Source organism: Bradyrhizobium sp. C9 (genome assembly GCF_002532045.1).
Classification (GTDB): domain Bacteria; phylum Pseudomonadota; class Alphaproteobacteria; order Rhizobiales; family Xanthobacteraceae; genus Bradyrhizobium.
This window is the reverse complement of record NZ_NWTG01000001.1, coordinates 16,565-42,233: the sequence shown is the minus strand read 5'-3', so window position 1 is coordinate 42,233 and position 25,669 is coordinate 16,565. Positions and strand designations below refer to the sequence as shown.

Genomic DNA, 25,669 nt, shown 5'->3' with positions numbered 1-25,669 from the left:
TACATTGTTCCGCCCTGGAGCACCGCAATGATCATCGATCTTTTGCTTCGAGAGCATCGCAATATTGACCTACTTCTGGTCGCCCTCCAGCGTGAATTGGAGATCTTTGAGCATGGGGCCCGTCCTGACTATGAGGTCATTCGCGCGATTATCAGCTACTTCGAGGTTTACCCAGAGGTGTACCATCATCCTCAGGAAGACCTGATTTTCTCCAAGCTTAGAACTCGCGATCCGGATGCGGCTGCAATCATCGGCGATCTCGCGCATGAACACCAGGAAGTCATCGACCGCCTGCACCATTTTGCTCAAGCTATCGATGCTATCCTCGCGGATCGTGAAATCCTTCGGCAGGACGTCGGTAACATCGTACGCGACTTTATATTGCGGGAGCGGCACCACATGATGTGGGAAGAGCGAGATTTCTTCCCCGCCGCCGTCAAGGCTCTATCGGCTGAGGATTGGACGGAAATCGCTTCCGCCCGCACTGATCATGGGGATCTGCTGTTCAGCGAGACGGCGGAAGCGACTTCCGATGCACTAAGAGCGCATATTCTGCAATTAGAGCAAGAAGCTGAAGCCGAACGGAGTTCGGTGGCGTTTTCGTCCGCAATGGCCGGCAAGCCGCCAGATGGCGCCAAAGCCGATGGACCGTAATTGATCACTGACTCTGCACGGCGGGCAGTGCAGGTCATGCTCATCTCATTGAAATGAAGGTGACAGTCCTTCTGGCGCGTACGCCGCGCGCGGCCAGCGCGACATCCGCGCCCGATGATCACTTGCAGCCCGGCCCTTCGCAAACAGCACGGCCGGGGTCCGGCTGGTCCCGTAACGTGAACGTCGCGGGGCAATTGGCAATACCGCTCGACCAGCGCCCCAGTGATATTACGGAATATGAGTGCCCCTTACGTCCACCGACCGACCGCGATCGATCGTTGCGGCACTGCTGGACCTCTTCTTGCCCGGAACAGGGCAGGACCTTCATCGCGATCCAAAGTGCGATGCGTACGTTGCGGGCATGCCCTACCAATCTTGGCTTTAGGGCCGCTTTCGCCATCAACAACGCGGATATTTTGAGCCAGCGCAAAGCCTATCCGCCGCGTGTCCGGTAATCGGTTGGCGAGGGAAGAAAGGCACTCTGAATGCGACCGGACTTGGCACAAGCCTACGGGCAGCAACGGCTGCCGCGCTACACCAGCTATCCGACGGCCCCCCATTTCTCAGCTTCGATTTGCGAATCAGACTATCAAACGTGGCTCAAGTCGTTGGGCGCGCAGCAATCCGCATCGATCTACGTGCACGTGCCGTTTTGTCGACGCATGTGCTGGTATTGTGGCTGCCACACTTCTGTCACGAAGCGCCAGGAACCGATCTCGTTCTATGCAGCGGGACTGCGGACCGAAGCTTACCTCGTTGCAGAAACCCTTGGCCGACGGCAACCGATCACTCATATCCACTTCGGGGGCGGCACCCCGACGATCATGACACCTGAAACGTTCGCTGATCTGGTCGGTTCGTTGCGCCATTCATTCGCAGTCCTGCCTGATGCCGAGATCGCCGTAGAGATCGATCCACGCATGTTGAGCGAGCCGATGGCCGAGGCTCTGGGCTATTGCGGGGTCAACCGGGCGAGCCTTGGTGTCCAGAGCTTCGATCCAGTTGTTCAGCGGGGCATCAACCGTCTGCAGAGCTTCGGACAGACCGCGACCTCGGTCGATCGGTTGCGCCGTGCCGGCGTCGAACGTATCAATTTCGACTTGCTCTATGGCCTGCCCCGGCAGACGGTCGCTTCGTGCCTGGATACCGTCGCCAGATGCCTCGAGCTTCATCCGGACCGGTTTTCGGCCTTTGGCTACGCGCATATTCCTTCCTTCAAGAAGCATCAACGTCTGATCGATGCGTCCACCCTGCCCGACAGCGTCGCGCGCCACGTCCAATCCGAAACGATCACGGAAGCTTTGGTTGATGCGGGATATGTCCGCGTCGGAATCGATCACTTCGCCCTACCGGACGACAATCTCGCCCTGGCGAGCCAGGAAGGCAGGTTGAGGCGCAATTTCCAGGGCTATACTGACGATAGCGCGGACACCTTGATTGGTCTGGGCGCCAGCGCCATCGGCCGTATGCAACAGGGCTTTGTCGCGAACGCCGTCCCGACGAAGGACTACCTCGCTCGCATCAGCGAGGATCGGCTCGCCATCGCAAAGGGCCATTTACTGACTGACGACGATCGCTTCCACGCCGAGATTATCGAACGAATCATGTGCGATTTGACAGTCGATCTTTCCGAGACATCCCGTCGTTACGGCCGGGATCCAAGCTTGGCCGTCGTTGATCGTTCTCGCCTCGACGGCCTTATCGCCAATGGCGTCGTGGTGATGGATGATGGCCGGCTTTCGATAGCCGGTGGCGCAGAGTTCCTGGCCCGGAGCGTCGCATCGATCTTCGACGCTCACCTTACTCGGAGCGGGGCTACACATAGTCTGGCGGTCTAAACCAGACTAAGCCGAACCGAGCCGTTTCAGATCCGAGTTCGACATCACCAAACTGGTTTATGCTCTGGATCGCGAGCAGTCGCGGCGATCAAGAGCACGCTGATCGGCATGCCGTTCGCCGGCTCTTCGTCGAGCTGCACAAGATTTCCAACAGAGGTTGGTATAAAAACTTGACTAGACCAATGACTAGCTGAAGCGGGATCAATAGCAAGCCGCAGATTGCATTGGTCACCACGATAAGATCCTTGCTGTGCGCGTTATCGTATGGTCCCGTTGATCGAGCCCATCGTTTCCGGCAGAAAAGCGTACCAACGTGCGCTTGGTGCCCGTCCATGATCGCCCGGCACGACCGCCCCACATTTCTCTGCCCTGCAGAGCGTTGCGAAACCACTCATAAGTGACAAACCTTGGTGTAGATTTCTAATCCAGGCTATATCGGCCGCATACCAGGGCACGATTGAGCTACGCGAGCTTGCGCCTTAACTGGGGTCAGATTTCGGCGGATATCCCCGCCATAATCGAACCATCGGCGCCCTCCTTCCGCCGATGGAAGTCAGCACGTTGCCTAGCAGCGTCGCTCCTCCCGGACACACTTCCGCCCGGCCGCTAAAGGCGGCCGGGCCTTTTTCTGCTCACCAATGCCTCCCACAATTATCGAGCCCGCAAATCGTTGACAGGCGACCGGCCTTCTCGATGAAAGACCAGACCAGGTCAACGGTCGGCTGGAGTGGATGCAGCGCGTAGTTCGCGGGCGGCGGAGACCATGTTCACCAGCGCCGGGCGAACCTCCTCCCATTTGCGCGTCTTCAGGCCGCAATCCGGATTGATCCAAAGTTGCGAATCCTGCAGCCGCTTTCGAGCCAAAGCCACGAGCTCTTTCATCTCGCTCGAATCGGGCACGCGCGGAGAATGGATATCGTACACACCCGGCCCGATTTGATTTGGATATTTGTAGTTCCGGAACGCGTCGAGCAGCTCCATTTTCGACCGCGAAGTCTCGATCGAGATGACATCCGCGTCCATTGCAGCAATCGCATCGATGATGTCGTTGAATTCCGAGTAGCACATGTGGGTATGGATCTGGGTTTGATCGGCGACGCCCGATGAGCAGATGCGGAAGCAATCCCCGGCCCACTCGAGATAAGCCGTCCACTCCGATCGGCGCGGCGGCAATCCTTCGCGCAGCGCAGCCTCGTCGATCTGGATCATGGCTGCACCAGCATTTTCGAGATCGCCGACTTCGTCTCGGATCGCGAGCGCTATTTGACGACAGACCTCGGCTCGGGGAATATCATCGCGAACAAACGACCAGTTCAAGATCGTCACTGGTCCAGTCAACATCGCCTTCATCGGCTTCTCGGTTAGTGACTGCGCGTACCGCCACCACCCCACGGTGATCGGTTTCGGCCGTGAAACATCGCCAAACAAGATCGGCGGCCGGACACAGCGCGAGCCATAGGATTGTACCCAGCCGTTTTTGGTAAATGCGAAGCCGGCGAGTTGTTCGCCGAAGTACTGCACCATGTCATTGCGCTCAAACTCGCCGTGCACAAGCACGTCGAGGCCAATGTCCTCCTGCCAACGTACGGCACGCGCAGTCTCTTCCTTGAGGAACTCGTCGTATTGTCCGTCGCTCATCGCGCCTCGCGCGTGCGCTGCGCGGGCATTACGAACCTCTGCAGTCTGCGGAAACGATCCGATCGTCGTTGTAGGAAACGCCGGTAGTTTGAAGCGCTTGCGCTGGATCTCGGCACGGCTGGCAAATGGACTGGCGCGCCGGCGCGTGGCCTGGTTAATCGCTCTCATCCGGATGGCGACATCGGCATCTCGGATCTTTGGCGAAGTCCCACGATCGGTGGTGATGCGCTCCGACTGCGCAAGAGCGCCAGCAACATCCTGATCGCCTGCAAGAGCGCGCGCCAAGGTCGCAAGCTCGCGAATCTTTTGAACGGAGAATGCTAGCCAACCCTTGATGTCTGAAGCGAGCTCCGTCTCGAGTTCAACATCGACCGGCACGTGAAGCAGCGAACAGGATGGGGCGATTTGTATGCGATCTTTGCCCAGCTTCGCGATAGCGGGATCGAGCCGTTGGCGCAGTGCCGACAAATTCGTCCGCCACACATTGCGGCCGTCTATCGCGCCGAGTGACACCACGAGATCACTTCGCTTGGCGGTAATGATCTGGTCCAATAACGTTGGCGCCCGAACCAGGTCGACGTGCAGGCCGGCGACAGGTAGGCGCAAGGCGGTGGGAAGATTGTCGCCGAGGCCACCGAAATAGCTGGCGACCATGATCTTGATGGCCGGCCCTTCCTTGGCGAGCCGGTCATAGGCATGTAGCAAGGATTGTCTTGATTCCTCATCCAGATCAAGAACCAAGCAGGGCTCGTCGAATTGAACCCAATTTGCCCCGCGTTTGGCCAATTCCTGCAGAACCTCGATATAGACCTGTATCAGGTCATCCAGGAGTGACAGTGGCTGGAACGCAGGATCAGCACTCTTGCCTAGCTTTAGGAATGTGACCGGGCCGATCAGGACAGGGCGAGTCTGAAAGCCAAGGGCCTTGGCTTCCTCATACTCGTCGATAGGCTTGCGAGAGGACAGCCTGAAAGTCTGTCCGCGATGGAATTCCGGGACCATGTAATGGTAGTTGGTGTCGAACCACTTGGTCATCTCCTGCGCGGGTGCGCCATCGTCGCGAGATCCGTGGCCGCAACTCGCACCCCGGCCGTCGTATTGTGAACCGCGTGCCATGGCGAAATACGTCTTGAGGGAAACGGGCTCGGCTTTCGAGGCGTAGACTTCCGGGATGGCGCCGACCATGACGCTGGTGTCGAGCACCTGATCGTACAGCGAGAAGTCGTTCGACGGAATGACGGTGACACCGAGGGACTTCTGGCGCGCCCAGTTCGCGGCACGTAGGCCGGCTGCGTCCTCAAGCAACTGCTGTTCGCTAATTCTCCCGGCCCAATAGCCTTCGAGTGCGACTTTGAGCTCGCGTCTTGGACCGATGCGCGGCGTTCCGAGCGTGGCAACCGGAAGGGAGAGAAGAGACATAGCGCTAACCCCATGTTGGGGGCAAAGGCCATGGCGGACGCAGGCAGGAGAAGTCGCCCGAGCGACGGCTGCTTGGCGCACCACCGGGACACCCCGCCCGTGGATGAACATATTGTCGGGGCAGGTCTCCTGGCTCGCGGGTCATTGCCGCCGTCCGGCCTTCCCGAAGCCGCGCGGGCTTCAGTGACTTTGTTGGACAGTGGCTCGCCGCTCACAGTTGCGGGGGCAGCGCCGGCATTGGCACCGGCTTCCCTCTTAGCTCCGGATCAAACGGAAACCGGAGAACCTCGACGACTTGGATTATCGGCAAGAGAACTCGGCCGTCAACCTCTCAAATTGGTGCTGCGGCCTGTCTTACGCGAATGACACTCCACGGCCGCGCTTGATCGCGACGTGGACGCCACTCTCCAATCATTAGATATCGGAAGGCCATCTCGGAGGCGCGTGGCGTCGGGCGGCGTGTCTTATCCATGGAAGAGACGAATGCGCCCAGCACGAAGAAGCTCACGGCGCCGCGCAAGACGCTTTTCATGCGGCCCGGCTTTTGAACGATTCATCGAGCACGCTTCGATGCGCCCTTTCTTCTCCATCAATATCCACGGATCAGTGGCGAATAGGCGCAAGAGGTATTCGCTAACTCCAGCAGCGTGCTCAGCGGACGTGTCGATGTGCGACCAGCCAATCCTGGTAGGCGTCACGCCGACGTTTTGGTGATAATGGCCAAAGCAAGCATGTTGAATCACCACAACCCAAAAGAGAGCCTCGCAATGAAAATGGCTGTTTGGAGCGCCCTCGGCGTCTTTGCTACTGCCGTCTTTACTGTCGGTCTGTTCGGCTGGATGGCAAGGCCTTTTATGAGCCGCCCCGTCAGACAGATGCTCTCGGAAGTGTTGAGTAGTTCAAGCCGAAGCTAGCAAGACCTGAGGCTTCCCTCTTGCCGGTCGACACGGCTGCGTGGAAGCGCAGCTCCTCTAATGTTGACTGCAATGACGAGCGGGTAGACGGCGGCCCATAACGCTGCGCGAGCGGAGAATGCCACGTCTCGTCCGCCTGCTTGATCCGTGAAGTTCCTTAACGTCGATTCCAGATCGCGCGCCGCTGAAGGGCGGCTCCGCGTTGGTGTAGGCCGCAAAGTGCCAAGCACAACAGGCTGGGGCGCAATCGACATTCGTGGTAGCGGCAACGCCCCCGGATCACACGGATCGATGGCGGCATACCTGCTCCCAATTGTCGTCAAGACTCCGGCAGCGAGGCATTCGCCCGCTGTCGAAGATTCAGTGCGTGACAAGAATCATTCACGGAAGTCGTGGCGAATAGGCTGAATGGTAATATTAGAACGTGCGTAGGTCGGTAAGTCGACAAAGACAGTACAAATCTGCCGCGAACTGCCGGTTATTGCCTGGCACGAACAATGCAAGTGCTCATCTTGTCCAGGCTTCTCCTCCTGGGCAGGTCCAGCATTGCAAATTGAGGCTTTGGCTGACCACTGAAGTTAGCGGCGCGTGACATCGAGGGACGGCGCCTGCTCGCGCGGGACATCGGCAGGCGCCTGCGTCACGTTGCCGCTAACTTCTTGCGATCTGCGCATAGCACGCTGAGGAAGACGTGCCGCTTTGGATTGACGTGTGGAAGATAACCAGATGAGCCGGAAGCAATGAAGAAAACGTCTGGAAGGCGCGTGCTTTGGTTCTGTATCGCTCGGTCGCTGATCTGCCTGGCCGGGCTGGCGGCGACGAGCAACAATGTTCGCGCCAACGACCACACGCTTGTCGAAAGAGTCAAGTCAACGTGGCGAGCGCAAGATGGTGAGACTATAGAACAAATCATTTCCAAGGTCTCGAAGGTGGCTCACTTTGTGCCTCGATCGTGGGGAGTCGCTGAAGGAATTGAGCGAACAGAGTACGTTTATTTTTCATGGACCAGGCACCCGGACAACAGATCAGACGAACAGTACGCTATCACTTGGAAGATCGCGACTGACGGGACGATTAAACTTGCATCGACATATGCAAAGCCGATTGAATTGGGCTGGCGCGCCTTGGCGCTCTCGTTGATCGCCAGTGAGGTCACAGATGGCGAAAGGGACGCGAATCTTCACTTTCTGCATGATCCGGCCAACTTCAACTTCGTGACGACTGCGCAAGGCAAGCTCGGCAATCTTCTGCGGCACGGCCGCTGCCATATCATTGAACCCGTTGTAGTGGATTACGTGTCGAAACCCAATGCCAAGCCGACCGAGAAGGGCGATCTGTGGCGCGTTCTGCTTTTGGTGAACTGTAAGATTCCAGGCCCCCATTATTTTACCCACAACGGCGTCATCACTTTCGAGAAGAGCGAGGGACAAGATTGGGAGCCGCAATCTTTCTTCGCTAAGCGAATCGCGGCTTATCCTCCAGGCTCCTGGTTCGATCGGATAGAGCCAAGGGAACGGGAAGCAATAGAGAGGGCGCGAAAGGCCTCGGCCAATGGTCACACAAAGCAAGATCGCGGCGCAGCTCCTTGACGCCGAGCGCCTCGGAGTAGCAGCAAAGCACACGCGCTCGGAAGCGCTGACTTGTCCTGTAACGTTTTTGCGACAAACCGCGAGCCTCTCGCAGCTCGTCATAGGGCAGCACCGTTGCTCTCGGCCCATTCCGCGAAGCAAGCGATGCCTTGACCAGGCGCGCACGTGCCAGCTTACGAGAGCCGGTTTAGCCCTCCCCGCTCACATGCAGCGAGCGGACGCCAATCTGCGACGCGGCCAGCTCTAGATCCATTCTTCGTGGGAGTTGGCCTAGCGATGCTTGCGGCCCCTGCTTTGACCAAGCGTGCGCGCAGCGCATCGCTTCAACGGACAATGGCACCCGCAGGAGCGTGACGCCGAAGGCGGCACGCGGGAGCGAGTGCAGCGACGAGACCGGTTAAAAGGGTACCCGGGAACGGGGCAGTGATAGCGACGCCGGCATACCTCATGGCGGCGGGCCCCTTTCCCGAGTACCCCCGGCGAGGAGTTCTGCAGCCATGCTGCGTCGGATCGGCCGCAGAATTGGGACGGAAGATCTGGATTTCCTCACGCGGATCGTTTGCGCGTCGTAAATCCTGATCTGAAGCATGCTTCTTTCGCGCTTCCCCACCCGCCCGGGCGCCGTCTCTCGTTACAAATTCGGCTTTGAGTCGGCCGTCCACTTCAAGCCCGCAACGAGAGATCGGCAGTTCACGGCTGCCCACTGCGCCTCTGGATCGCGATGCCCTTCCGAAGGTCGGACGCCTTCTCCCCGCCGACGGAGCGCTCGATGTTGTCAAATTCGCTAAGTATGGATCGCTCTGCCTTTCGCCGGCGTACCCGATCGTCTGACCACGAAGTTCGCGCAGCTGAGCCACTCGCTAACGTGCGGAGGCGCCGCCTGGTCCCTATGCATCAAGACTTTTGAAGACCGGGCTCACCGCGTAGATCGGACCGAACACGGCCTGCAGTCCTTCGGTGCCAGATCCCGATTTTGGCCCGACCGCAGAGCTCGTCGTTGCTGCATGAAACCGGACCTGCAAATTGGTGGCTCGTCTCTCTCGCGACCCATTTGGCGACAAATATAATTGTAATATCAATTAGAGCGTGGAACCGCGCCCTTACTAAGGTACCTAAGTATGGACACCCATATACCTGGGCAGAGGTACCCATGGCCTACAACATTAAAGACCGCGACACTGACCGGATCATTCGTGAATTTGCCACCCTCAAAGGCAAGCCGATCCTCGATTGCATTCGCGAGGCTTGCGAACATGAAATTCAGCGTGAACGCCTAAAGACGCCGCTCTGGGAGCGGGTGCAACCGCTGCTCGACCGCATCGCCCGCGCTCCCAAGCCTGACCGCCGATAAGGCGTTTTTCGACGATCTATCCGGTGATGCCTGATGACGATCGATGCCTCAGCCCTGGTCGTAATCTTGCTACGCGAGCCAGACGCGGCTGAGGTCGTTTACCTCACCATCGCGGTATACGAACGATCTGTGCTCTCATGCGCGTCAACGCATGGGGTGCGCCGGAAGCGGAGGCGGCAGTGCGAAAGTTTCTCGACGCCGGATCCATCCGCGTGTGCGCGATTGCCGACGGCATGATATCGACCGCCGCCATGGCATTCGATCGGTTCGAAAACGCGCGACATCCGGCTCAGCTCAATCTTGGCGACTGTTTCGCCTCTGCCTGCGCCAAGACCTATCGCGCGCCACTGCTGCACAAGGGTGACGACTTTCCGCGAACCGATCTCCAGCTGGTCTATAAAGGATAGACCGCTGGCAACGTCTGTACGATTACCCCGAGCCCCCTGCCGTGCCCCGAATTCGCGGCGCTGATGCCAGCGGCCGACGAGCGGCTTTCGGAAAACTCCGATCCGCGACGGCTGGATCGCACGCAGATCGTTCGTGCCGGTGGTGTCGAAGTCGGCGCTACCGGCCGCCGAGGAGCCTTCCAGATCACGATGCAGCCCTTGTGACGGTTGAGTTCCAGGGCGCCCGCGTGGACGTGCGCGGGACGCCTGGCTTTGCTGCGTTGAGTGATGCGTTCATTGCGGTCCGACGGACACGTTCATGCTGACGCCACCCGGGGACACCTCATTCGCAAGCGAGGGGCGCACGGGCGCTTGTCCGTCGTCACAACGACACCCAGGAACAGGCGAAGGTGTTTGTTCGCGGGCTCACTGTAGCCTTTCCGGCAATCAAAGTGTCAGCACGGTCGACATGATCGCCGGCCAACCGTCAACTGGCGGGATGGGCAGCGTTCTACAAGTTCACCGATTCACCACGTACCTATTCCGGCGCATCGACCATGTCGTATTCTGGAAGATAGCGCATTGGAGGGCGCACAAATACCGATCTCGCATCAAACCTTTGATGCGGAAATGGCCCCCCCCGGAACCGGGCAAGTTGAAACCAGGCTCGTGTTCAGTCGGAATGAGCGCGGCGCGCCGGAAATGCACTTCACCGGCTTGTCTCAAGTGCGAAGGCGGAATTCCGGTGGCGCAATCCGTGGGCACCGAATACCCCTTCTCTTCGGTAAAACGATTGCGCTTCATGCTCTGGCCCTCGTCGTGTGGCCAGAGCGCACTTCAAGCTGGATTGAGCCCACGGGATGCGGCAAATGAGGCAGGCGCACCCTAGGCGCGCACTGCACTCTACGACTATCGTTCGCGAGAATCAGGGAAGATAGACGAAGTGTGTCAACGTGTCCTCACCGGTTAAAGTCACATAAAGTCATCCTCGTACGCGTATCCGGAGCTTGCTACATGGGTATTACGACGCTCGCCGTCGTCTACTTTAGCGAGATATCGTTCAGGTTTGTTGGCGCGCTGCCATTCACCTGCGCTATTCGTTGTCCATTTGTCAGGATGCTGAGTAGGATCAAGTACCATATTGCAATCGTCGACCTCTACGAAACCTAACTTCGCCGCGCGAGCTTTCGATTCTTCGTTAAGTGGATACCATTTGAGCAACGGTTGCTCGCCTTCTCGCGCATCTCGCCGAAGCTGATACTCGAGCAGAATATCGCCTGCGTTCTCCACCAAGGGATGGGCAAGCTGAAGATCGACGACGGAGGTGATGTGTTCTCGCCCGGGAAACAGTTCTCGCCACCTGTCGTCGTGGAATTCGTTCATGCTGTATCCGCCTTCCGTCCGCAGCAATGCGACAGTTTTGTTCCCAAGTTGATAGCTGTAGTATCGCGCTTCCTCCGAATCTCTGGTCGAGCCATAGTCCTCTGCAGCCTCTCTGACGTTCTTGGCTCGTGTCGATACGAAACGCGAGTACTCCCGCGGATTCTCGGCGATGCGCATTATTTCATCATCATTTTGGAAGATCTTTGCTTCTCTGCGAAACGTATCCTTGTCGATCGGCTCTATCGGAGGCTTGGTCACGAGAGAATACGTTGGCGCTGCAGAAGAGGAGGTCGGCTCCGCTGCGGACAGGTGCATGTTAGCGAACCTGCCCTCGAAATCTCTTTCATCCGCGTGTTCGTCGTGGGATGCCCACGTAACTGGTTCATAATACCCACCAATTCGACCGTACATGAGGATCCGTACTCCTAAGGCAAGAGGGTTTCTTATTGATTTGAGGCGCATTGAGCCGCGCCAAAGTAGCCAGGCGAAACTTACGGCAAGCTGACTAGGAGCTTGTTGTTTTTTGGAATCGGGATTCCCCTCGAGTGGGATTTCCGATTCGACCTCCATGCTGGAGGCGGAGGCCAGCATGGATGACGCGCCCCCATTCGGAAGACATCCGCGAATGAGCCATGGCGCGGGCTGACGCGGGCGAGATGGTTCGTTCGATTGCGGAGGCGCTACAGATCAGCCCGTCCCTGCGTGACGAATTGGAAGCATCTGAGACGGGATATCGGGGGGACCTGCCCCGGTTAGATCGGCGGTCATAAGAAGCGGGTTCTGTCGGATACCAACGCCGACTGGCTGCGCGAACCCATTCGCTCGGGGCCATTCACCTTGCGCAAGCTGGGAGCTGACTGCACGGGAGATCAAAACAGACGTGCGGGCGGTGTGGACTGTTGTTCACGCCGAGGAGCTCAGCTTCAAAAAAACGCTTCTGCCAGCCGAGCAGGATCGCCCAGACGTCGCCCGTAAGCGGAGCTGCTGGAAAGCGCACCAAGGCAGGATCAATGTCGCGCGGCTGGTTTTCATCGACAAGACGTGGATCAAGACCAATATGGCGCCGCTACGCGGCTGGAGGCCTTGTGGGCAGCGCCTCCAAGCTATCCCCGCCAGAGGCGCCCGCCGTATCTTCTTGCCGCCCTACAGCCCTGACCTCAATCCGATCGCGCAGGTCTTCGCCAAACTCAAACACCTCGTGCGAGCCGCAGCGCTTCGTGACGTCGAGGCAACATGGCGAAAGGTTGGTGAACTCCACAATCTCTTCTTCGAGGAGGAGTGCACCAACCACCTAAAAACAGCATGCTCTAACGGTTGCGCCCGATGTCTGGCGGCGCATCGACGAATCTACATCGAAAGATCGCGTGCTGTACGATGGCGCTAGCGAACGCGTTGCAAGCCATGTTCATTTACTTTGATTGTTTTCTCTTACCGGGAGCACTCGGTTGTTTTCTAATGCACCGAGTTCGACGCAGTGCCCGATGATTTTGAGCAGGGTGCGGTGTGCGCCTACTGAGAGAGACGGTCGAGGCCGGAAGCCCACCGCAACTCACACAAGAAATCGCTTGAATCTCACGTTACGTCAGGCCGTAGGTTGGCAATCACAATCGAGCTTCCACCAACCAAACATCGAATGATGCAGCACAGGCCAAGTAACCGACATGGTGCGATCAAGCAGTCGAATGCGGCGACGCCGGATTGCACGTGTTTCTGAGCACATGGACCAAGAGCGAAAGGCTGTCGGGATGAAACGTCGCGCGATGATAACCGCATTGCTCGCCATCATCACAACTCCGGCTTGCGCAGCGAAACTCAGCGGCCCTCCGCGCATCGTCGATGGCAATACCATTGAGATCGAGCAAACCAAAATTCGGCTTTCGGGTATCGAGGCGCCAGAGACGGATCAGATCTGCCTCGACGCCCACGGCCAGAAATGGGCTTGCGGCATAGCTGCTCGCGATGAGCTTATCAGGCATTCGAATGGACGAACGTGGGATTGTCATACCACAGGGGTGGATAAGTACGGCCGGTCACTCGGCAGCTGCTTCATCGCGGGCGAGGACGTGAACGCATGGATGATAAGCTCGGGCTGGGCCCTATCATCCGATCCTCACACCTACATTATCTACGAGGTTGTAGCGAGCAATGCCTATGCGGGCCTATGGTCGGGGGCGTTCATTGCTCCTTGGGACTGGCGTCGCCGCAACAAGGGCACGATCGTTGTCGGCGCGAGCTCGATACCGATCGACGCTCAGGAACTTCTGCTCGGATCCGCTTTGCTATCCGACCCGCCCTCACCCGAATGTGTGATAAAGGGCACGCTGGGCCGCGGGGGCGAGCGCACTTATCACATGCCCGGGCAACTCGGTTACGGACAAATCGATATGACGAAGAAGCTGGGTGATCGATGGTTCTGCAGCGAAGCGGAGGCTGAAGCCACTGGATGGCGTAAAGCGGCGCGATGAGGCGACACATGCACGCAGACCGTTCCCCTAATATGTCTTGCTCGCTGATGATAAGGCCGTCGCGCCGGTCGCTATTGCTGTCGCTGTTCGCGTTTTCGGCGGTTGGCATGCGGCTTGGCGACAACATCGTTAACGCGAAGGAAGCAAAACAGCTGCCCAAGCCGGACAATCTGCTCTCGCCGGATGCCGCGCTCAGGCGGCTGATCGAAGGTAATGACCGATTTGTCCAGGGCGCATCACGAGGCGACGATTTCAAGCGCGAGCGTCAGGTTTTAGTCGATGGACAAAATCCATATGCGGCGGTTCTGAGCTGCGCCGATTCTCGCATAGCGCCTGAACTTGCTTTTGACAGCGGACTTGGTGACCTGTTTGTCTGCCGCCTCGCCGGCAATTTTGCCAACGATGTCACGATCGCGAGCATGGAATACGCAGTCGTCGTGCTAAATACACCGTTGATTTTAGTACTCGGTCACGATCATTGTGGCGCGATAGACGCCACGATCAAGTCGCTCAACGACGACAAGCCGGCGCCGGGGCATATTCCATCCCTCGTCACTGCGCTTGCGCCTGCCGTTCGGAAATCGCGCCAGCAAAGCGGTGATGCGTTCGCCAATGCCACCCGGCAAAACGTAATCGATAACGTCGAGAAACTTAAATCGGCGGGCCCGGTTCTGAACGCGGCAGTTGAGCAGAACAGACTAAAGGTCGTCGGGGGTCTGTACCGGCTCGACACCGGCAGGGTCGATCTACTGAACTGACCTGCACTTTCGCAGTCGTTTGAACCGCCCAGCACGGCTTCGGTTGAGTTCCGCAAAACTCACCCGTCCATCGGTAAATGCACCGGATGTGATCCGCTGCACAATTGACATACAGCTTCGGGACAGGACACCACTTTGTATGCGCGGGCTCTTTATCCTCCTCTTACTTTACGTACTTGTGTTGGCAACGCGCGGCCAGCACCCACACAATTCCTGCCGCGACCGAACAGGGCCCATGCCTTCCGTCAATGCACTGGTCAACACAGTTGGCTGAAGCCGCAGAAATGTGCTGCGATGGATGTCGGGATCGAATCGGGGCTCGGCGACACCGGACAAATTTCATATCATCGCCGGATCATCCGTTTTGGAACCGATAGAGATCGTTCCGTTAAGCCCCCGACTCAGATCGGGCTGAAGATCACATACAGCAGAATTAGGATCACGACGGCGGTCCAGCCTGCTGATGTGAGGAACACTGTTGCTCGCGACGGCATCTAACGGTCTCTCCTGCATCAGCCAACGAAGCGACCGCCAATCTCGGAACATCGCTGAAACTGTAAGACCATACTTTGGATCCGCAATAAACCAGCAATTTTCGCGCGCGCGACAGTTGCGATCACGGGCTGGAACGCAGAACATTCTTCTGCGCGTCACCTACACCCGTCGAGCCTGGCACTCAAGGATTGACGGACGTCCTGAGAACTTGTCCAACGAGCTGTGGTAGCTCTGCGTGGGCGCGCCTTGTCAATTTGAATTCCGAAGCGGGTGCGTCGGCAAGCACCTTTGAAGACCGTTTTGCCGATCCCGACATCAGCCTGATCATCCTGCGCGGCCTCACTGCACGTCGCCCCAGGTCTCCTCGACCAACGCATCGATCATGTCGGATACATCGTCTTGCCCGACGTTAAGTGTCAGCGAGATCCGCAACCGTGCCGTTGCTACAGGCACCGTTGGCGGCCGTATCCCGCGGATATCAAAGCCGCGCGCCTGTAGCGCAGAAGCGAGCCGCATCGCACGGGCGTTGTCGCCCACAACATAAGGAACGATTTGCGAATTCGAAGAACTCGCGCGACCGCACAGAGCGCACTGCCGATGTGCAAAGTCGATCAAATCGATCAGACGTCGTTGCCGGTCGGGCTTCTCCTGCAGGATTAAGGTTGCCTCTCGCACCGCGACGGCCATTAGGGGTGACGGAGCGGTGGCGAAAATGAATGGACGGCACCGATTGACCATAAAGTCGCGCAGCACGCCGGAAGCCGTGATAAGGGCACCCGCCGCCCCCAGTGCCTTGCCGCAGGTGTGGATCACCAAGAGATTTTCGCGCCCCTCATAGGGCGCAGTGAGGCCCCGTCCTTGCTCGCCGTAAACACCTGTGGCATGAGCCTCATCCACGATCAGGAAGGCCTCTTGGCGCTCGGCGATTGCTACCAGATCCTTAAGCGGTGCGAAATCTCCGTCCATACTGTAGAGGCTCTCCACCACGATCCAGACGCGTCCTCTTCCGCCCCTGGCGCGCCAGTCGCCGATCGTGTCTTCGATCGACTGGACGTCATTATGGCCGCTTATCTGGAACTCGGCTCGGCCCGCTCGTGCGCCTTCATGAAGGCTAGCATGCGCGAGCGCGTCGAGAACAAGCAAATCCCCCTGCTGCGGCAGCGTTGTCAGAACGGCAAAATTTGCAATGTAACCGCCACCGAAGAACAGTGCGGTCTCGGCCCGGAAGAACCGAGCGGCGTCCGCTTCTAGAGCTTCGTGCTCCTCACAATTTCCGCGCAGTAGCCGTGACCCACCGGCTCCGATCGGCGTTCCGACCTCGAGCGCGGTGAACAGAGCCTTCTTCATACGGGGCGCACTCGCCAGCGCCAGATAATCGCTTGAAGCAAAATCAGTCCCTTTGCGCGGCTTCAGGCCGCGGAGCCGATCGTCTTCATGCAAAGCTTTTCAGAGCCGCGACATAGCCATTAAGCGGCGTATTCATTGATCAAATTTCCTACCGCTTGCAGCAGCGCGCAACCGACCGCGTCTTCGTGGCACCGATCTCACCTTGTGTCATGTCACCGATGCGCGTCGAATTTGCAAGCAACTGCGCCGCTGGCCGAGAAGCACGGCGCCTAAAGTCCATCGGGAATGCCCGTCCGGCGAACAAGCCGCCTGCTCGGCTGAATCCCGCTTTTGACCGTCGCGACCAAAACGCACCAGGATCGCTCAGTGGCACCACTGATCGCACGCCTTTGACTTCGTTGCATAACATCAAGCAAGCAGGACGCGCATTCCGATGCGATCCTCGAAGCGCTCGCAAATGCAAGTAATGCCGACGTTGCTCCCCTTGATGCCAGTCTTACCAGGTGGCATCTGCGCCCCTATCGTCCACACCCAAAAGCCCCTCGCCGAACGCCCGCCGAGAGAGTGAACCAGCCGGTGCGGGCCACCCCACCTCGTCCAGCTATGTGGCAGATTGTGGTTCCAAATGCGCGCGCAAACTTCGTACAAAGCGGACACGCGCGTATTCGCTCAGCGAGCGTGATCCAATCGTATCAGAAGCACACGTTCAGCACCTGAGCGCTCGTGCTTTTATCGTGGCTTGCATGAATCCTCGCGACATCCAGGACGGCGATTGATCGCAGAGTGACGCCAGGTGCTGCACGAGATCGACTTGATCTTCCTCACCAAGCTTGTGCCATCCGCTTCTGACTTATAGCTGAGGTATCGGTCACCATGGCGGAGATCGAATTTACTCCACTGCGACTTATGTCGTGAGCCAGGATCCGCGGGATGAAAATCCATCAAAAGAGGCGCTCCAAAGCCGGTTTCAAGCGTCACCCGGGACCAAATTGCATTCAAACATCGCGCTCAGTGAAGACAATGGTGCCGTGAAAAGCGTCTCGTTGGCGACAATGGACTAGGACCAGGGACATGACCAGTCACTTCTACCGACTGCTTTACCGGTTCCGCATGCGCGCATATGCCGAAACACTGTTCTGGCGTAGCGGGTACGAGAAGGAGGAACGCCTCCGGCTGCAGTTCAGCCTGATTCGGGTTGGGAGCGAACTACGGCAATCCGGGCACTGGTCCAGCCCAGCCTGTCAGCCGGTGGGGGACGCGGCCGAAGTCATCGTCAAGGCCTCCTGAGGAGGCGAGAGGTCGTGCCGGCGATACAGGCAGCAACAAGTGCAGTTGGTACGAGAGGATGGCATCGGCGTCTACAACCGCATGACAGACGCGAGATGCACTGACAGGAGGAAATCATCAACGTGATGGTCGTGCTGTCGGGATAGCGCCGGGGGGCTGCCGGGCATCATGCCCACTTGCCGCGATCGCATCACCACATGCGCTATTCCGCGCTGGCTGACTCTCGCTTGCCAGCACCTGTCCCGGACCCGAGCCGTTCGGTCGGATCGCGGCCCAACTTCGGCTTCAACTGTGCTAGTTCAATAAAGTCGTCTGCCTGCCGCCGAAGCTCGTCTGCGATCATCGGCGGCTGGATCGTGTTGGCGGAGATGACGGTGACGCTGACGCCGCGGCGCTGCACGGCCTCGACCAAGGAACGGAGGTCGCCGTCACCAGAGAACAGGATCATCTGATCGATATGCCCGGCGAGTTCCATGGCATCGACCGCAAGCTCGATGTTCATGTTACCCTTCACTTTACGCCGCCCGCTGACGTCAAGGAATTCCTTGGTTGCTTTAGTGACGACGGTATAGCCGTTATAGTCCAGCCAGTCGATGAGCGGCCGAATCGACCAATACTCCTGATCCTCGGCAATCGCCGTGTAGTAGAATGCCCGCAGCAACCGGCCCTGCCTCCGATACTCCTCAAGCAGGCGCTTGTAGTCGATCTCGAAACCAAGCGCCTTGGCGGTCGCGTGGAGGTTGGGACCATCGATAAAGATAGCAAGCTTTTCGAATCGGGACATCACTGCTCCAGCTTCCAAAATGGTGCGCGGGGCCGCGCAGGCTATGAACTAGCCACTTACGCGGAAGAGCCGGAGAGTTGGCAGCGAAGGGGCCTCTTCCAAGGACATGGGACGAGATTTTTATCTAGCTCATGCACAGATCGCGCCTCCTATTCCATCGACTTCATATCATCGGCCCGAGGATCCAGCGGACGCCTTTTCGACGTTCCGTTGATTGCCCGTGATGGGTTCGCGTGCGAGATCCAGCCTGTCAAACTGCCCGGTCGAACGGTGTGCACAGGCGCAGCACTGCAATCAGCGTTATGCTTTGGACGAATACCGTTGAGCGCAAGGATAAGCGGAACGGAAGCCGCCACCGCGATCAGACCGTACTCGATGGAGGTCGCCCCAGTCTTGGTCGGCCAAAACCGCAGAAAAGCAGATGATCTCATGACAAATGTCATTTCTGGCCGCCCCCCCCGGCTTGGAACTCTGGCGCAGCAATTCCTTTCACCCTCCGTCCCTGTCGCCTTGTCACGTGGGTTATCTCAGATCGCTTCACGAAATGCGCTTTGAGGCACACAATCTCATGCTTGCAGCACGGTTCTTCCACTGTTCACGTCCCCGCTGATCAACAGCAGCCTGCCATCTCCGTCCGCCATGCCGGCCAATAAATACCTTGTTCCCTTCGGCTGCGCTCGGCCGAACTCTGTACGCAAAGGACAAACAGCCTGGTTTGCTACCCGAGCGTCGCATTCGCGCTCTCACCCGAGCATTGACCGCCCCGATCAGGTCTTAAGATGTGACCAGGCGCAAGATCCTGCGCCAGTCCAAATGCGGTCGTCGTAAACCCGGGCAACAACCCAGCCATAAGACGTCGCGAAAGCGGGTGCAGCTTGCCTTACAATAGACTCAGCATCTTGGCGCATAATCATCGCGACGGCCTCTTTTGGAGACAGCCCCAAAGACTCCACTCGTTTCAATACAATGAGTTGAAGAGGCATAAGCGGCCGACACAAGCTTATAACAACAGCAAGCCTTTTGCTCGAGGGACTTTCGATCATCAATGTGCAATGCGCCGCGCATCTTGCGAATCAGCCCGTGTTCTTCGAATCGGACCAGCGTCTCTGCGCCTCCGGCACCGCGCAATCCGAAGGCATTAGAAAGATAGTCATATGTGACCGGCAGCATACGGGCGTCAACAGCATCACTCGCCAAACAAAGCCAGGAGGAAAGCCGCTGTTCGCGATCGTGTCGAACTCCGCACAATCCTGTCTGAACGCACTGAAACGTCAGCGCCTGGATGTACTTAAAGAGATGCACTCGGATCTCTGGGCGCAGCTTTATTATTCGACGCAAATCCTCGACACGGATCCGCCGCGCGCTTCCGGCAAAGAGTACGACCGATTGATGCGTCGCAAGGTGCCCTCCCCATAAGAACGAAGCGCCGACCACCCCTCGATATCCTACGAGTGCCGTTTCCAGCATGCTTCCCGCCGTGACAATTCTCAGTGAAGCCAGGCCCGACTCCATGAAGTAGACGTGCTCGACATGCTTATTCGGCTCATGCAGAGCCATGCCTTTTTGCAGGGTGATCGGCTCAAGGAACTCCCCTATTGCCGCAAGGCCTCGCAAGGACAGCCGCACCAGAATCGCATTTTTGACCAAGGCTCACTCCTTGGGGCGAACCAAAAGAGGTTAAAGCATCAACCGCGTGTTGACCGCCCGCTTGCGAGCCGCACTTCTGGAGCAGTCTGGTTGTCGACGACAGCGAGTACGTGGTCGGTTATGGTCTCCTGGCTGCTTTTCTTGTGGCATGCCCGGCAAGTGGACCCGCCTCTGCGGAGACCGGGCGGAGCCTGCCCACTTGCTTTGAAGCGCCAAACCACGCTGTGCCACAAACTCACGGGAGTTCAGGTCTTCCACGCGTTTTACGACGTCGCGCGAGACAATATCAGCCACACAATCAGCTCTTTGAGGCACCCATTCTCTTGCCTGCAACGTCCCAGCGGGCAGTGCTTGTCCGTCATTGCCAATGTTTCATATAGAACGTGTTGTCACGGTTCAGTCGTATTTTCTTTAGAACCTGCGCAGTAAAGGACGCTCCGACAAAGACCGTACGTGAGGTACGAACAACTCAGCTTTTCGACAGCGCGTGTCGTCCTGGTACCAGATTGGATCGTTTCGTGCGATGCAGAGGTCTCAGGAGAGTTTCCATGCGTGCGGCCGGAGCAAAATCTCGTCGCATCTTAAAACCGTATGGGGTGTGCCTACGACCTGCCTTGCCGCGCCTCGCCGCTTCCACACCGGCGGCCATAGCGGCATTGGGGCTAAAAACCTTATCGCGCGTGCTGCGCGAAAAATGCGCGCTCAAACGCTCAAGTCTGAAACTGTCTCCGATGACGTTCAATGCTCCATACTGACGCGAAACGACTTGGCAAGCGACAACCATCTTCGTCAATCACTGCTCGGAGCTGTCTGAGTCGAGGAGTCCTACGAGAGGGAGTCGCGGGCTCCCTCGCAGTGAGGGCTAGGTAAGCTGGCGACGCAAATGTTGCGCCTGGAGATTCCGCCCGCATCTGTCCGCTTCGTACAAAGTTTACATCTGCCAGCGAACACAATCTATCAACCAAGACCATGCAAGCAGCGCGCAGGAGTGAACAGGTGTGAGACAGGCCGCAAGTCATGCCGCGCCACGATTGGCAGGCGATCCCGTTGTGATAAGAGGCTTCAGGATCACGCCGATGATGAGACTATTCCTGTTTTCTGCACTGCTGCCTTTGCTATGAAGGCGCAAGCCGTCAGAAGCAGCAGGTCACTGTCAATCAAACACGATCGAAGCATTTCATTATACGGCGAGGCACTGAACGCGATATCGCGCCAGGAACATCCTTGTGATCCTTGCCAAGATCAAATCATGGTAGATTATGACGAACTGATATGACCGATTCACAAAAAGCGTGGACGCGTAGTGCCGAGGGCATCACGGCGCCGCTGCGGCACGCGACCTTCAGGCGCATCTGGCTTGCGAGCCTCCTGTCCAACGTCGGTATCTTGATTCAAGGCGTTGGTGCGGCCTGGGCCATGACCCAAATGACGTCGTCGGCTGACAAGGTCGCGTTGGTGCAGACCGCACTCTTACTGCCAGTGATGCTGATTTCTATGCCGGCCGGGGCGATCGCGGATATGTATGACCGCCGCGTCGTGGCGCTGGCTTCACTTGGATTGGCGCTTGCCGGAGCAGCCGGGCTGACGGTGGTCGCCTGGCTTGGGTTGGCCACGCCCAACCTCTTGCTCATGCTATGCCTCGTTGTCGGCAGTGGCATGGCACTAATGGGACCGGCTTGGCAATCGTCGGTTAATGAACAAGTTCCGCTGGAAGCACAGCTGCCTGCTGCGATCGCGCTGAACGGCATCAGCTACAATATCGCGCGGAGCGTAGGTCCGGCAATCGGCGGGGTCGTGGTAGCAACCGCGGGAGCAGTGGCCGCATTCGCGCTCAACACGTTGTTGTATCTGCCGCTGATTATCGCGTTGTTGCTTTGGAAACGCATCAGCGCGCCCTCACGCCTGCCGCCTGAAAGATTGAGCCGCGCGATGGTGTCTGGCATACGCTATATCAGCAATTCGCCCTCGATCAAGATTGTGCTGGCCCGCAGCCTCGTGACCGGCATCATTGGCGGTGCTATCACCGCTCTGATGCCGCTGGTGGCGCGCGATCTCCTGCATGGCGACGCGCAGACCTACGGTATCATGCTCGGCGCTTTTGGCCTTGGTGCGGTGGTCGGCGCACTGAATATCACCGAACTGCGCAAGCGGTTGAGCGGCGAGGCCGCGATCCGCGCTTGTGCGCTGTCCATGGGCGCGACGATGGCTGCGGCTGCGCTCAGCCGCGAACCGGTATTGACCGCATCGGCACTCGTCCTGGCAGGTGCCATGTGGATGATGATGTGGGCGGTATTCAATATTGGGGTGCAACTGTCGGCGCCGCGCTGGGTGGCCGGACGCTCGCTTGCAGCCTATCAGGCGGCGAGTTCTGGCGGGATTGCCGTGGGCAGTTGGGGTTGGGGCCGTCTGACCGACGCGGCGGGGGTCGAAACCGCGCTGCTGGTGTCGGCCGCCCTGATGCTCGCCTCCCCCCTCATCGGCCGTTGGCTGCCTATGCCCCGCATCGACGCGCGGGGTGATGACCTTGAGCCGCTCGCCGATCCCGAGGTACGGCTCGCCTTGACCGGACGCAGTGGCCCGCTCGTCGTCGAGATCGAATACCGGGTTGCACAGGAGAATGCCAGGGCGTTTCATAACGTGATGCAAGACGTGCAATTGTCTCGGCAACGCAACGGCGCCTACGGCTGGTCGATCGCGCGAGACATCGCCGATCCGGAATTGTGGACCGAGCGCTATCACTGTCCAACCTGGCTCGACTATTTGCGTTGGCGGAATCGATCGACGCGGTGGGAACGTACGCTGGAGCAGCAGGCGATTCGCTTCCACATCGGCCCCGCGCCGGTACGGGTCCGTCGCATGCTGGAAAGGCCGTTCGGCTCGGTACGCTCGAATGACGACTTGATCGAGTACGCAGCTGAACTGCGAGGGGAGATCGCAAGCCCGGCAACGGCACTACGTAGCCGGCCGCGGCCCCCCGTCAAGTGACCCAGCTTGCGGGCAGGTCGCCCCAGAAGGCAGCAATCGACACTTCACCACATGGAAGTTGCGTAGCCGGACGCGTTTTGCATTGCCTCGCGAAAATCGGAAAGAGCGTCAAGCCGAGTAAACGACAATCGCGTGACAATTTCTGTCGAGAGCGACGAAACGTTCGGGCTTCGCATCTCATATTCTACCTTCACGCTTACTGCGCGTACGGTGACTTTGCAGTGGGCCAGCCGTACATGTGCAGCACGTTGGTCGCGTCATCGAGCAGGTCCAGCAATATGTTGTGCTCGCCTCGCCGTCGGCGGATAAGCGCTTTCTTTGGATGAGAGCCCAGCCCGCGCAGGGTGCAGAATCATCATTAGATTTCGTTCCATAAGAGCTTGTTTATTTCCAACGTTTCGAAACTCCATCAGCCGCATTTCTTACGCCAAACTTCAACAAAATACCGCTGAATAATGCTGCAAATATGCGGCATCATCCGTGCGACGCAGGAAGCGCAATCAGAATCGAATAATTTGCTTTCGAAGCTCAAAGAGACGAACTGCTGCTGCGCGTCTCTCCTTAGCTCTGCAATTGAGGATGCTTCATGGGCAATCATGACCTTGTCTCCGGAAGCCTCGTTGTGCTGACTGCGACCAGCTTCGCACTACTCTGCACGATCCTGCCCGTCTTTTGCCTTCATTTGAAACCGCGCTGGTCGTCGTGCGCGTGTTGTCAAGGCGATCACGCGGTCGAGCATCAAGTGCTTTCGCATCTCCAAAGAAGATGGTCGCACCCGACCTGAACGATCGTCCTTCCTTCCGGCTCGACCGAGCGCTTGGTCTCAACTGGCGGCGCTTCTGACGCGATGAGCTCTGTACGTTACGGACTGATCTACTTCTTTCATAAACGCCCGATTTAGCTAGTGTCCAACTAAGGTCGCCCTGTGCCTTGAGCTAGCGGGCGGCATGAGATCAGACGCGCAGCGATCAGCTCCCGCCGATAGCTCCCTACCGTTTTTTGTTTCCGCAGAGCGAACTGTGTCTCATCAAGTCAAGGTAGGCTTCTGCTCTCTCGTAGCAGTACAATCGAACGGCCTGATGCGCGACCATGACTTTACCTCGGGCTGCTTCCTGGCACTGATCGCAGCCGGGGTCGCCTTGCTCTGCTCAAGCTTACTCGCCGCCGCGTTCCCCCTGTGAGGACTACCCCATGAAAACACCCATGCTAATCGGCTTTGCACTTGGAGCATCGATTGTGCTGTCCACCGCGACATTGGCTGATGAAATCACCATCGCCGTCGCTGGACCAATAACCGGGGGCGAGTCGGCCTTCGGCCGGCAAATGAAGAACGGCGCCGAGATGGCGGTGGAGCAGCTCAATGCTTCCGGCGGCGTACTCGGCAAGAAGCTAGCCCTCGACATCGAGGACGATGCCTGCGACCCCAAGCAGGCGCGATCGGTAGCGGAAAAGGTCGCTGCCGCCAGGATCCCGTTCGTTGCCGGGCACTTTTGCTCTTCGTCATCGATCCCGGCCTCGGAAGCCTATGCGGATGGCGGTGTGCTGCAGATCACGCCGGCTTCGACCAACCCGCTATTCACCGAACGCAAGCTATGGAACGTGGCGCGCGTCTGCGGCCGTGACGACCAGCAGGGCCAGGTTGCCGCCCAGTACATCGCGAAGCAATTCAACGGCAAGAACATCGCGATTCTGAATGACAAGACGACTTATGGAAAGGGACTTGCCGACGAGACGAAGAAGGCACTCAACAAGGCCGGTATCATTGAGAAGATGTACGAGTCCTATAATAAGGGCGACAAGGATTTCAACGCGATTGTCTCACGACTGAAGCGCGACAATATCGACCTCGTCTATGTCGGTGGCTATCACCAGGAAGCGGGCCTTATCTTGCGCCAGATGCGCGATCAGGGCCTGAAGACCATCCTGATGTCGGGCGACGCGTTGGCTGACAAGGAATATGCTTCGATCACCGGCGCAGCTGGAGCAGGTACGCTATTCACCTTCGGGCCCGACCCACGCAAGAAGACGACGGCGGCTGCGATCGTCGATAAGTTCAGAGCCAAGAATATCGACCCTGAGGGCTACACGCTATACACCTACGCTGCGGTGCAGGTCTGGACGCAAGCCGTAACCAAAGTTGGCACCATAGACCCGAAGAAGGTGATGGACACGATCAAAGCGGGCTCTTGGGACACTGTGATCGGCACACTGCAATACGACGCCAAGGGTGACATCAAACAGCTCGACTACGTCGTTTATAGGTGGGACGACAAAGGTGGCTATAGCGAGACTAACCCGACCGCGTTCTGATCCATCTTAGCGCAAGACATCAAAGTTAGCGCATCCAGGAGGTAGGACGGGATCAATGTCGATTGATCCAAGGCAGCAGGCTACCGCCAGAACAAATTGAATGTCTGAAGTCAGCCTATGCACGGACAATGCCGCTCGCGCAGCTTGGTTGATCGAGACGCCCTATCGCCGAAATCGTCGAAGAAGGTCATCGAGATTGGCGCAAGTGGGGTTGGCGATCGGCAGAGATATCAAAGCGCGCCTCATCGAGCAGCTTGGTGTCCGCAGACCGCCATGGGTCCAAAGCCAGCGCCGCGCACATGCGCAGTTTGGGCGCAATTTCCGATCGATGCACAGGCTGCCACCGGTTCGACGCCTCACGGGCTGGACTCAATTGGAGCTGATAACTTGGCCCAACGCAGACGCCTAGCGGCGGCACC

General features: G+C 58.2%; 17 protein-coding genes, 1 pseudogene and 1 riboswitch. Of the genes and pseudogenes, 12 read left to right on the top strand and 6 right to left on the bottom strand.

All coding sequences use genetic code 11. The annotated features are described in order from the left end of the window. Positions 1–27 precede the first annotated feature (27 nt). Together CO675_RS00160 and hemN are read left to right on the top strand one after the other, a co-directional pair. A complete protein-coding gene (locus tag CO675_RS00160; protein WP_097670070.1) occupies positions 28–654 on the top strand; it encodes a hemerythrin domain-containing protein in 627 nt (208 codons plus the stop codon). Positions 655–1,139: 485 nt separating this feature from the next. Next, entirely contained in the window at positions 1,140–2,492 is a 1,353-nt protein-coding gene (hemN, locus tag CO675_RS00155) for an oxygen-independent coproporphyrinogen III oxidase (protein WP_097670069.1), read from the top strand. Positions 2,493–3,203: 711 nt separating this feature from the next. Here the strand turns inward: hemN and metE are convergent. Next, positions 3,204–5,549, bottom strand: a complete 2,346-nt coding sequence (metE, locus tag CO675_RS00150; RefSeq protein ID WP_097670068.1) for a 5-methyltetrahydropteroyltriglutamate--homocysteine S-methyltransferase — start codon at positions 5,547–5,549, stop codon at positions 3,204–3,206. Between the two features lie 102 nt (positions 5,550–5,651). Beyond that, positions 5,652–5,854: riboswitch (cobalamin riboswitch) on the bottom strand. A 1,349-nt stretch (positions 5,855–7,203) separates the two neighbouring features. On the opposite strand from metE, the gene CO675_RS00145 reads away from it, so the two are divergent. The 4 genes from CO675_RS00145 to CO675_RS40325 all read left to right on the top strand — a co-directional run bounded on the left by CO675_RS00145 (position 7,204) and on the right by CO675_RS40325 (position 10,014). Continuing rightward, on the top strand, positions 7,204–8,052 hold the full coding sequence (locus CO675_RS00145) for a nodulate formation efficiency C protein (protein ID WP_097670067.1): 849 nt from the start codon (positions 7,204–7,206) through the stop codon (positions 8,050–8,052). Positions 8,053–9,202: 1,150 nt separating this feature from the next. Beyond that, positions 9,203–9,403 (top strand): type II toxin-antitoxin system VapB family antitoxin, encoded by a 201-nt coding sequence (locus tag CO675_RS00140; RefSeq protein WP_097670066.1) that lies wholly within the window; start codon positions 9,203–9,205, stop codon positions 9,401–9,403. 137 nt (positions 9,404–9,540) lie between these two features. After that, entirely contained in the window at positions 9,541–9,810 is a 270-nt protein-coding gene (locus CO675_RS00135) for a type II toxin-antitoxin system VapC family toxin (protein WP_097670065.1), read from the top strand. Positions 9,811–9,873: 63 nt separating this feature from the next. After that, on the top strand, positions 9,874–10,014 hold the full coding sequence (locus tag CO675_RS40325; RefSeq protein WP_158231159.1) for a hypothetical protein: 141 nt from the start codon (positions 9,874–9,876) through the stop codon (positions 10,012–10,014). Between the two features lie 747 nt (positions 10,015–10,761). Here CO675_RS40325 and CO675_RS00125 read toward each other — a convergent pair. Further along, positions 10,762–11,763 carry an effector protein NopP gene (locus CO675_RS00125; RefSeq protein ID WP_283808094.1) on the bottom strand — a complete coding sequence of 334 codons (1,002 nt, stop codon included), beginning with the start codon at positions 11,761–11,763 and terminating at the stop codon, positions 10,762–10,764. Between the two features lie 289 nt (positions 11,764–12,052). Between CO675_RS00125 and CO675_RS41935 the strand changes: the two genes are divergently transcribed. The 3 genes from CO675_RS41935 (at position 12,053) to CO675_RS00110 (ending at position 14,395) form a co-directional block, all read left to right on the top strand. Further along, positions 12,053–12,556 (top strand): transposase, encoded by a 504-nt coding sequence (locus CO675_RS41935; RefSeq protein ID WP_143278844.1) that lies wholly within the window; start codon positions 12,053–12,055, stop codon positions 12,554–12,556. 361 nt (positions 12,557–12,917) lie between these two features. Beyond that, on the top strand, positions 12,918–13,637 hold the full coding sequence (locus CO675_RS00115) for a thermonuclease family protein (RefSeq protein ID WP_097670828.1): 720 nt from the start codon (positions 12,918–12,920) through the stop codon (positions 13,635–13,637). Positions 13,638–13,645: 8 nt separating this feature from the next. Further along, on the top strand, positions 13,646–14,395 hold the full coding sequence (locus CO675_RS00110; RefSeq protein WP_245452567.1) for a carbonic anhydrase: 750 nt from the start codon (positions 13,646–13,648) through the stop codon (positions 14,393–14,395). A gap of 834 nt (positions 14,396–15,229) precedes the next feature. Here the strand turns inward: CO675_RS00110 and CO675_RS00105 are convergent. Further along, positions 15,230–16,373 (bottom strand): annotated as a pseudogene (locus tag CO675_RS00105) (8-amino-7-oxononanoate synthase). A 935-nt stretch (positions 16,374–17,308) separates the two neighbouring features. Between CO675_RS00105 and CO675_RS00100 the strand changes: the two are divergent. After that, positions 17,309–17,524: a hypothetical protein gene (locus CO675_RS00100; protein ID WP_097670061.1), complete on the top strand. Its 216-nt coding sequence runs from the start codon at positions 17,309–17,311 to the stop codon at positions 17,522–17,524. A gap of 202 nt (positions 17,525–17,726) precedes the next feature. Here CO675_RS00100 and CO675_RS00095 read toward each other — a convergent pair whose 3' ends face one another. Both CO675_RS00095 and CO675_RS00085 read right to left on the bottom strand, forming a co-directional pair. Continuing rightward, positions 17,727–18,308, bottom strand: coding sequence for a LabA-like NYN domain-containing protein (locus CO675_RS00095; RefSeq protein WP_097670060.1), 582 nt, complete (start codon positions 18,306–18,308; stop codon positions 17,727–17,729). 891 nt (positions 18,309–19,199) lie between these two features. Next, the gene (locus CO675_RS00085) at positions 19,200–19,955 is read right to left on the bottom strand and encodes a Crp/Fnr family transcriptional regulator (protein WP_198964444.1); all 756 of its coding nucleotides are present in this window, start codon (positions 19,953–19,955) and stop codon (positions 19,200–19,202) included. Between the two features lie 1,272 nt (positions 19,956–21,227). Here CO675_RS00085 and CO675_RS00080 point away from each other — a divergent pair. Continuing rightward, positions 21,228–22,940, top strand: a complete 1,713-nt coding sequence (locus tag CO675_RS00080; RefSeq protein ID WP_097670059.1) for an MFS transporter — start codon at positions 21,228–21,230, stop codon at positions 22,938–22,940. A 409-nt stretch (positions 22,941–23,349) separates the two neighbouring features. Here the strand turns inward: CO675_RS00080 and CO675_RS39650 are convergent, their stop codons facing one another. Then, positions 23,350–23,538, bottom strand: coding sequence for a hypothetical protein (locus tag CO675_RS39650; RefSeq protein WP_143278843.1), 189 nt, complete (start codon positions 23,536–23,538; stop codon positions 23,350–23,352). A 593-nt stretch (positions 23,539–24,131) separates the two neighbouring features. On the opposite strand from CO675_RS39650, the gene CO675_RS00070 reads away from it, so the two are divergent. After that, complete coding sequence (locus CO675_RS00070; protein WP_097670057.1) at positions 24,132–25,250, top strand: branched-chain amino acid ABC transporter substrate-binding protein; 1,119 nt, start codon at positions 24,132–24,134, stop codon at positions 25,248–25,250. Positions 25,251–25,669: the final 419 nt, after the last annotated feature.

Bases quoted from the DNA above. Each gene is read 5' to 3' on its own strand.
- CO675_RS39650 (WP_143278843.1), bottom strand. From the start codon at position 23,538: ATGATTGCCCATGAAGCATCCTCAATTGCAGAGCTAAGGAGAGACGCG.
- CO675_RS00070 (WP_097670057.1), top strand. From the start codon at position 24,132: ATGAAAACACCCATGCTAATCGGCTTTGCACTTGGAGCATCGATTGTG.
- CO675_RS00110 (WP_245452567.1), top strand. From the start codon at position 13,646: ATGCACGCAGACCGTTCCCCTAATATGTCTTGCTCGCTGATGATAAGG.
- CO675_RS00135 (WP_097670065.1), top strand. From the start codon at position 9,541: ATGCGCGTCAACGCATGGGGTGCGCCGGAAGCGGAGGCGGCAGTGCGA.
- metE (WP_097670068.1), bottom strand. From the start codon at position 5,549: ATGTCTCTTCTCTCCCTTCCGGTTGCCACGCTCGGAACGCCGCGCATC.
- CO675_RS00140 (WP_097670066.1), top strand. From the start codon at position 9,203: ATGGCCTACAACATTAAAGACCGCGACACTGACCGGATCATTCGTGAA.
- CO675_RS00100 (WP_097670061.1), top strand. From the start codon at position 17,309: ATGACCAGTCACTTCTACCGACTGCTTTACCGGTTCCGCATGCGCGCA.
- hemN (WP_097670069.1), top strand. From the start codon at position 1,140: ATGCGACCGGACTTGGCACAAGCCTACGGGCAGCAACGGCTGCCGCGC.
- CO675_RS40325 (WP_158231159.1), top strand. From the start codon at position 9,874: ATGCCAGCGGCCGACGAGCGGCTTTCGGAAAACTCCGATCCGCGACGG.
- CO675_RS00160 (WP_097670070.1), top strand. From the start codon at position 28: ATGATCATCGATCTTTTGCTTCGAGAGCATCGCAATATTGACCTACTT.
- CO675_RS00145 (WP_097670067.1), top strand. From the start codon at position 7,204: ATGAAGAAAACGTCTGGAAGGCGCGTGCTTTGGTTCTGTATCGCTCGG.
- CO675_RS00095 (WP_097670060.1), bottom strand. From the start codon at position 18,308: ATGTCCCGATTCGAAAAGCTTGCTATCTTTATCGATGGTCCCAACCTC.
- CO675_RS00125 (WP_283808094.1), bottom strand. From the start codon at position 11,763: ATGCTGGCCTCCGCCTCCAGCATGGAGGTCGAATCGGAAATCCCACTC.
- CO675_RS00080 (WP_097670059.1), top strand. From the start codon at position 21,228: ATGACCGATTCACAAAAAGCGTGGACGCGTAGTGCCGAGGGCATCACG.
- CO675_RS00115 (WP_097670828.1), top strand. From the start codon at position 12,918: ATGAAACGTCGCGCGATGATAACCGCATTGCTCGCCATCATCACAACT.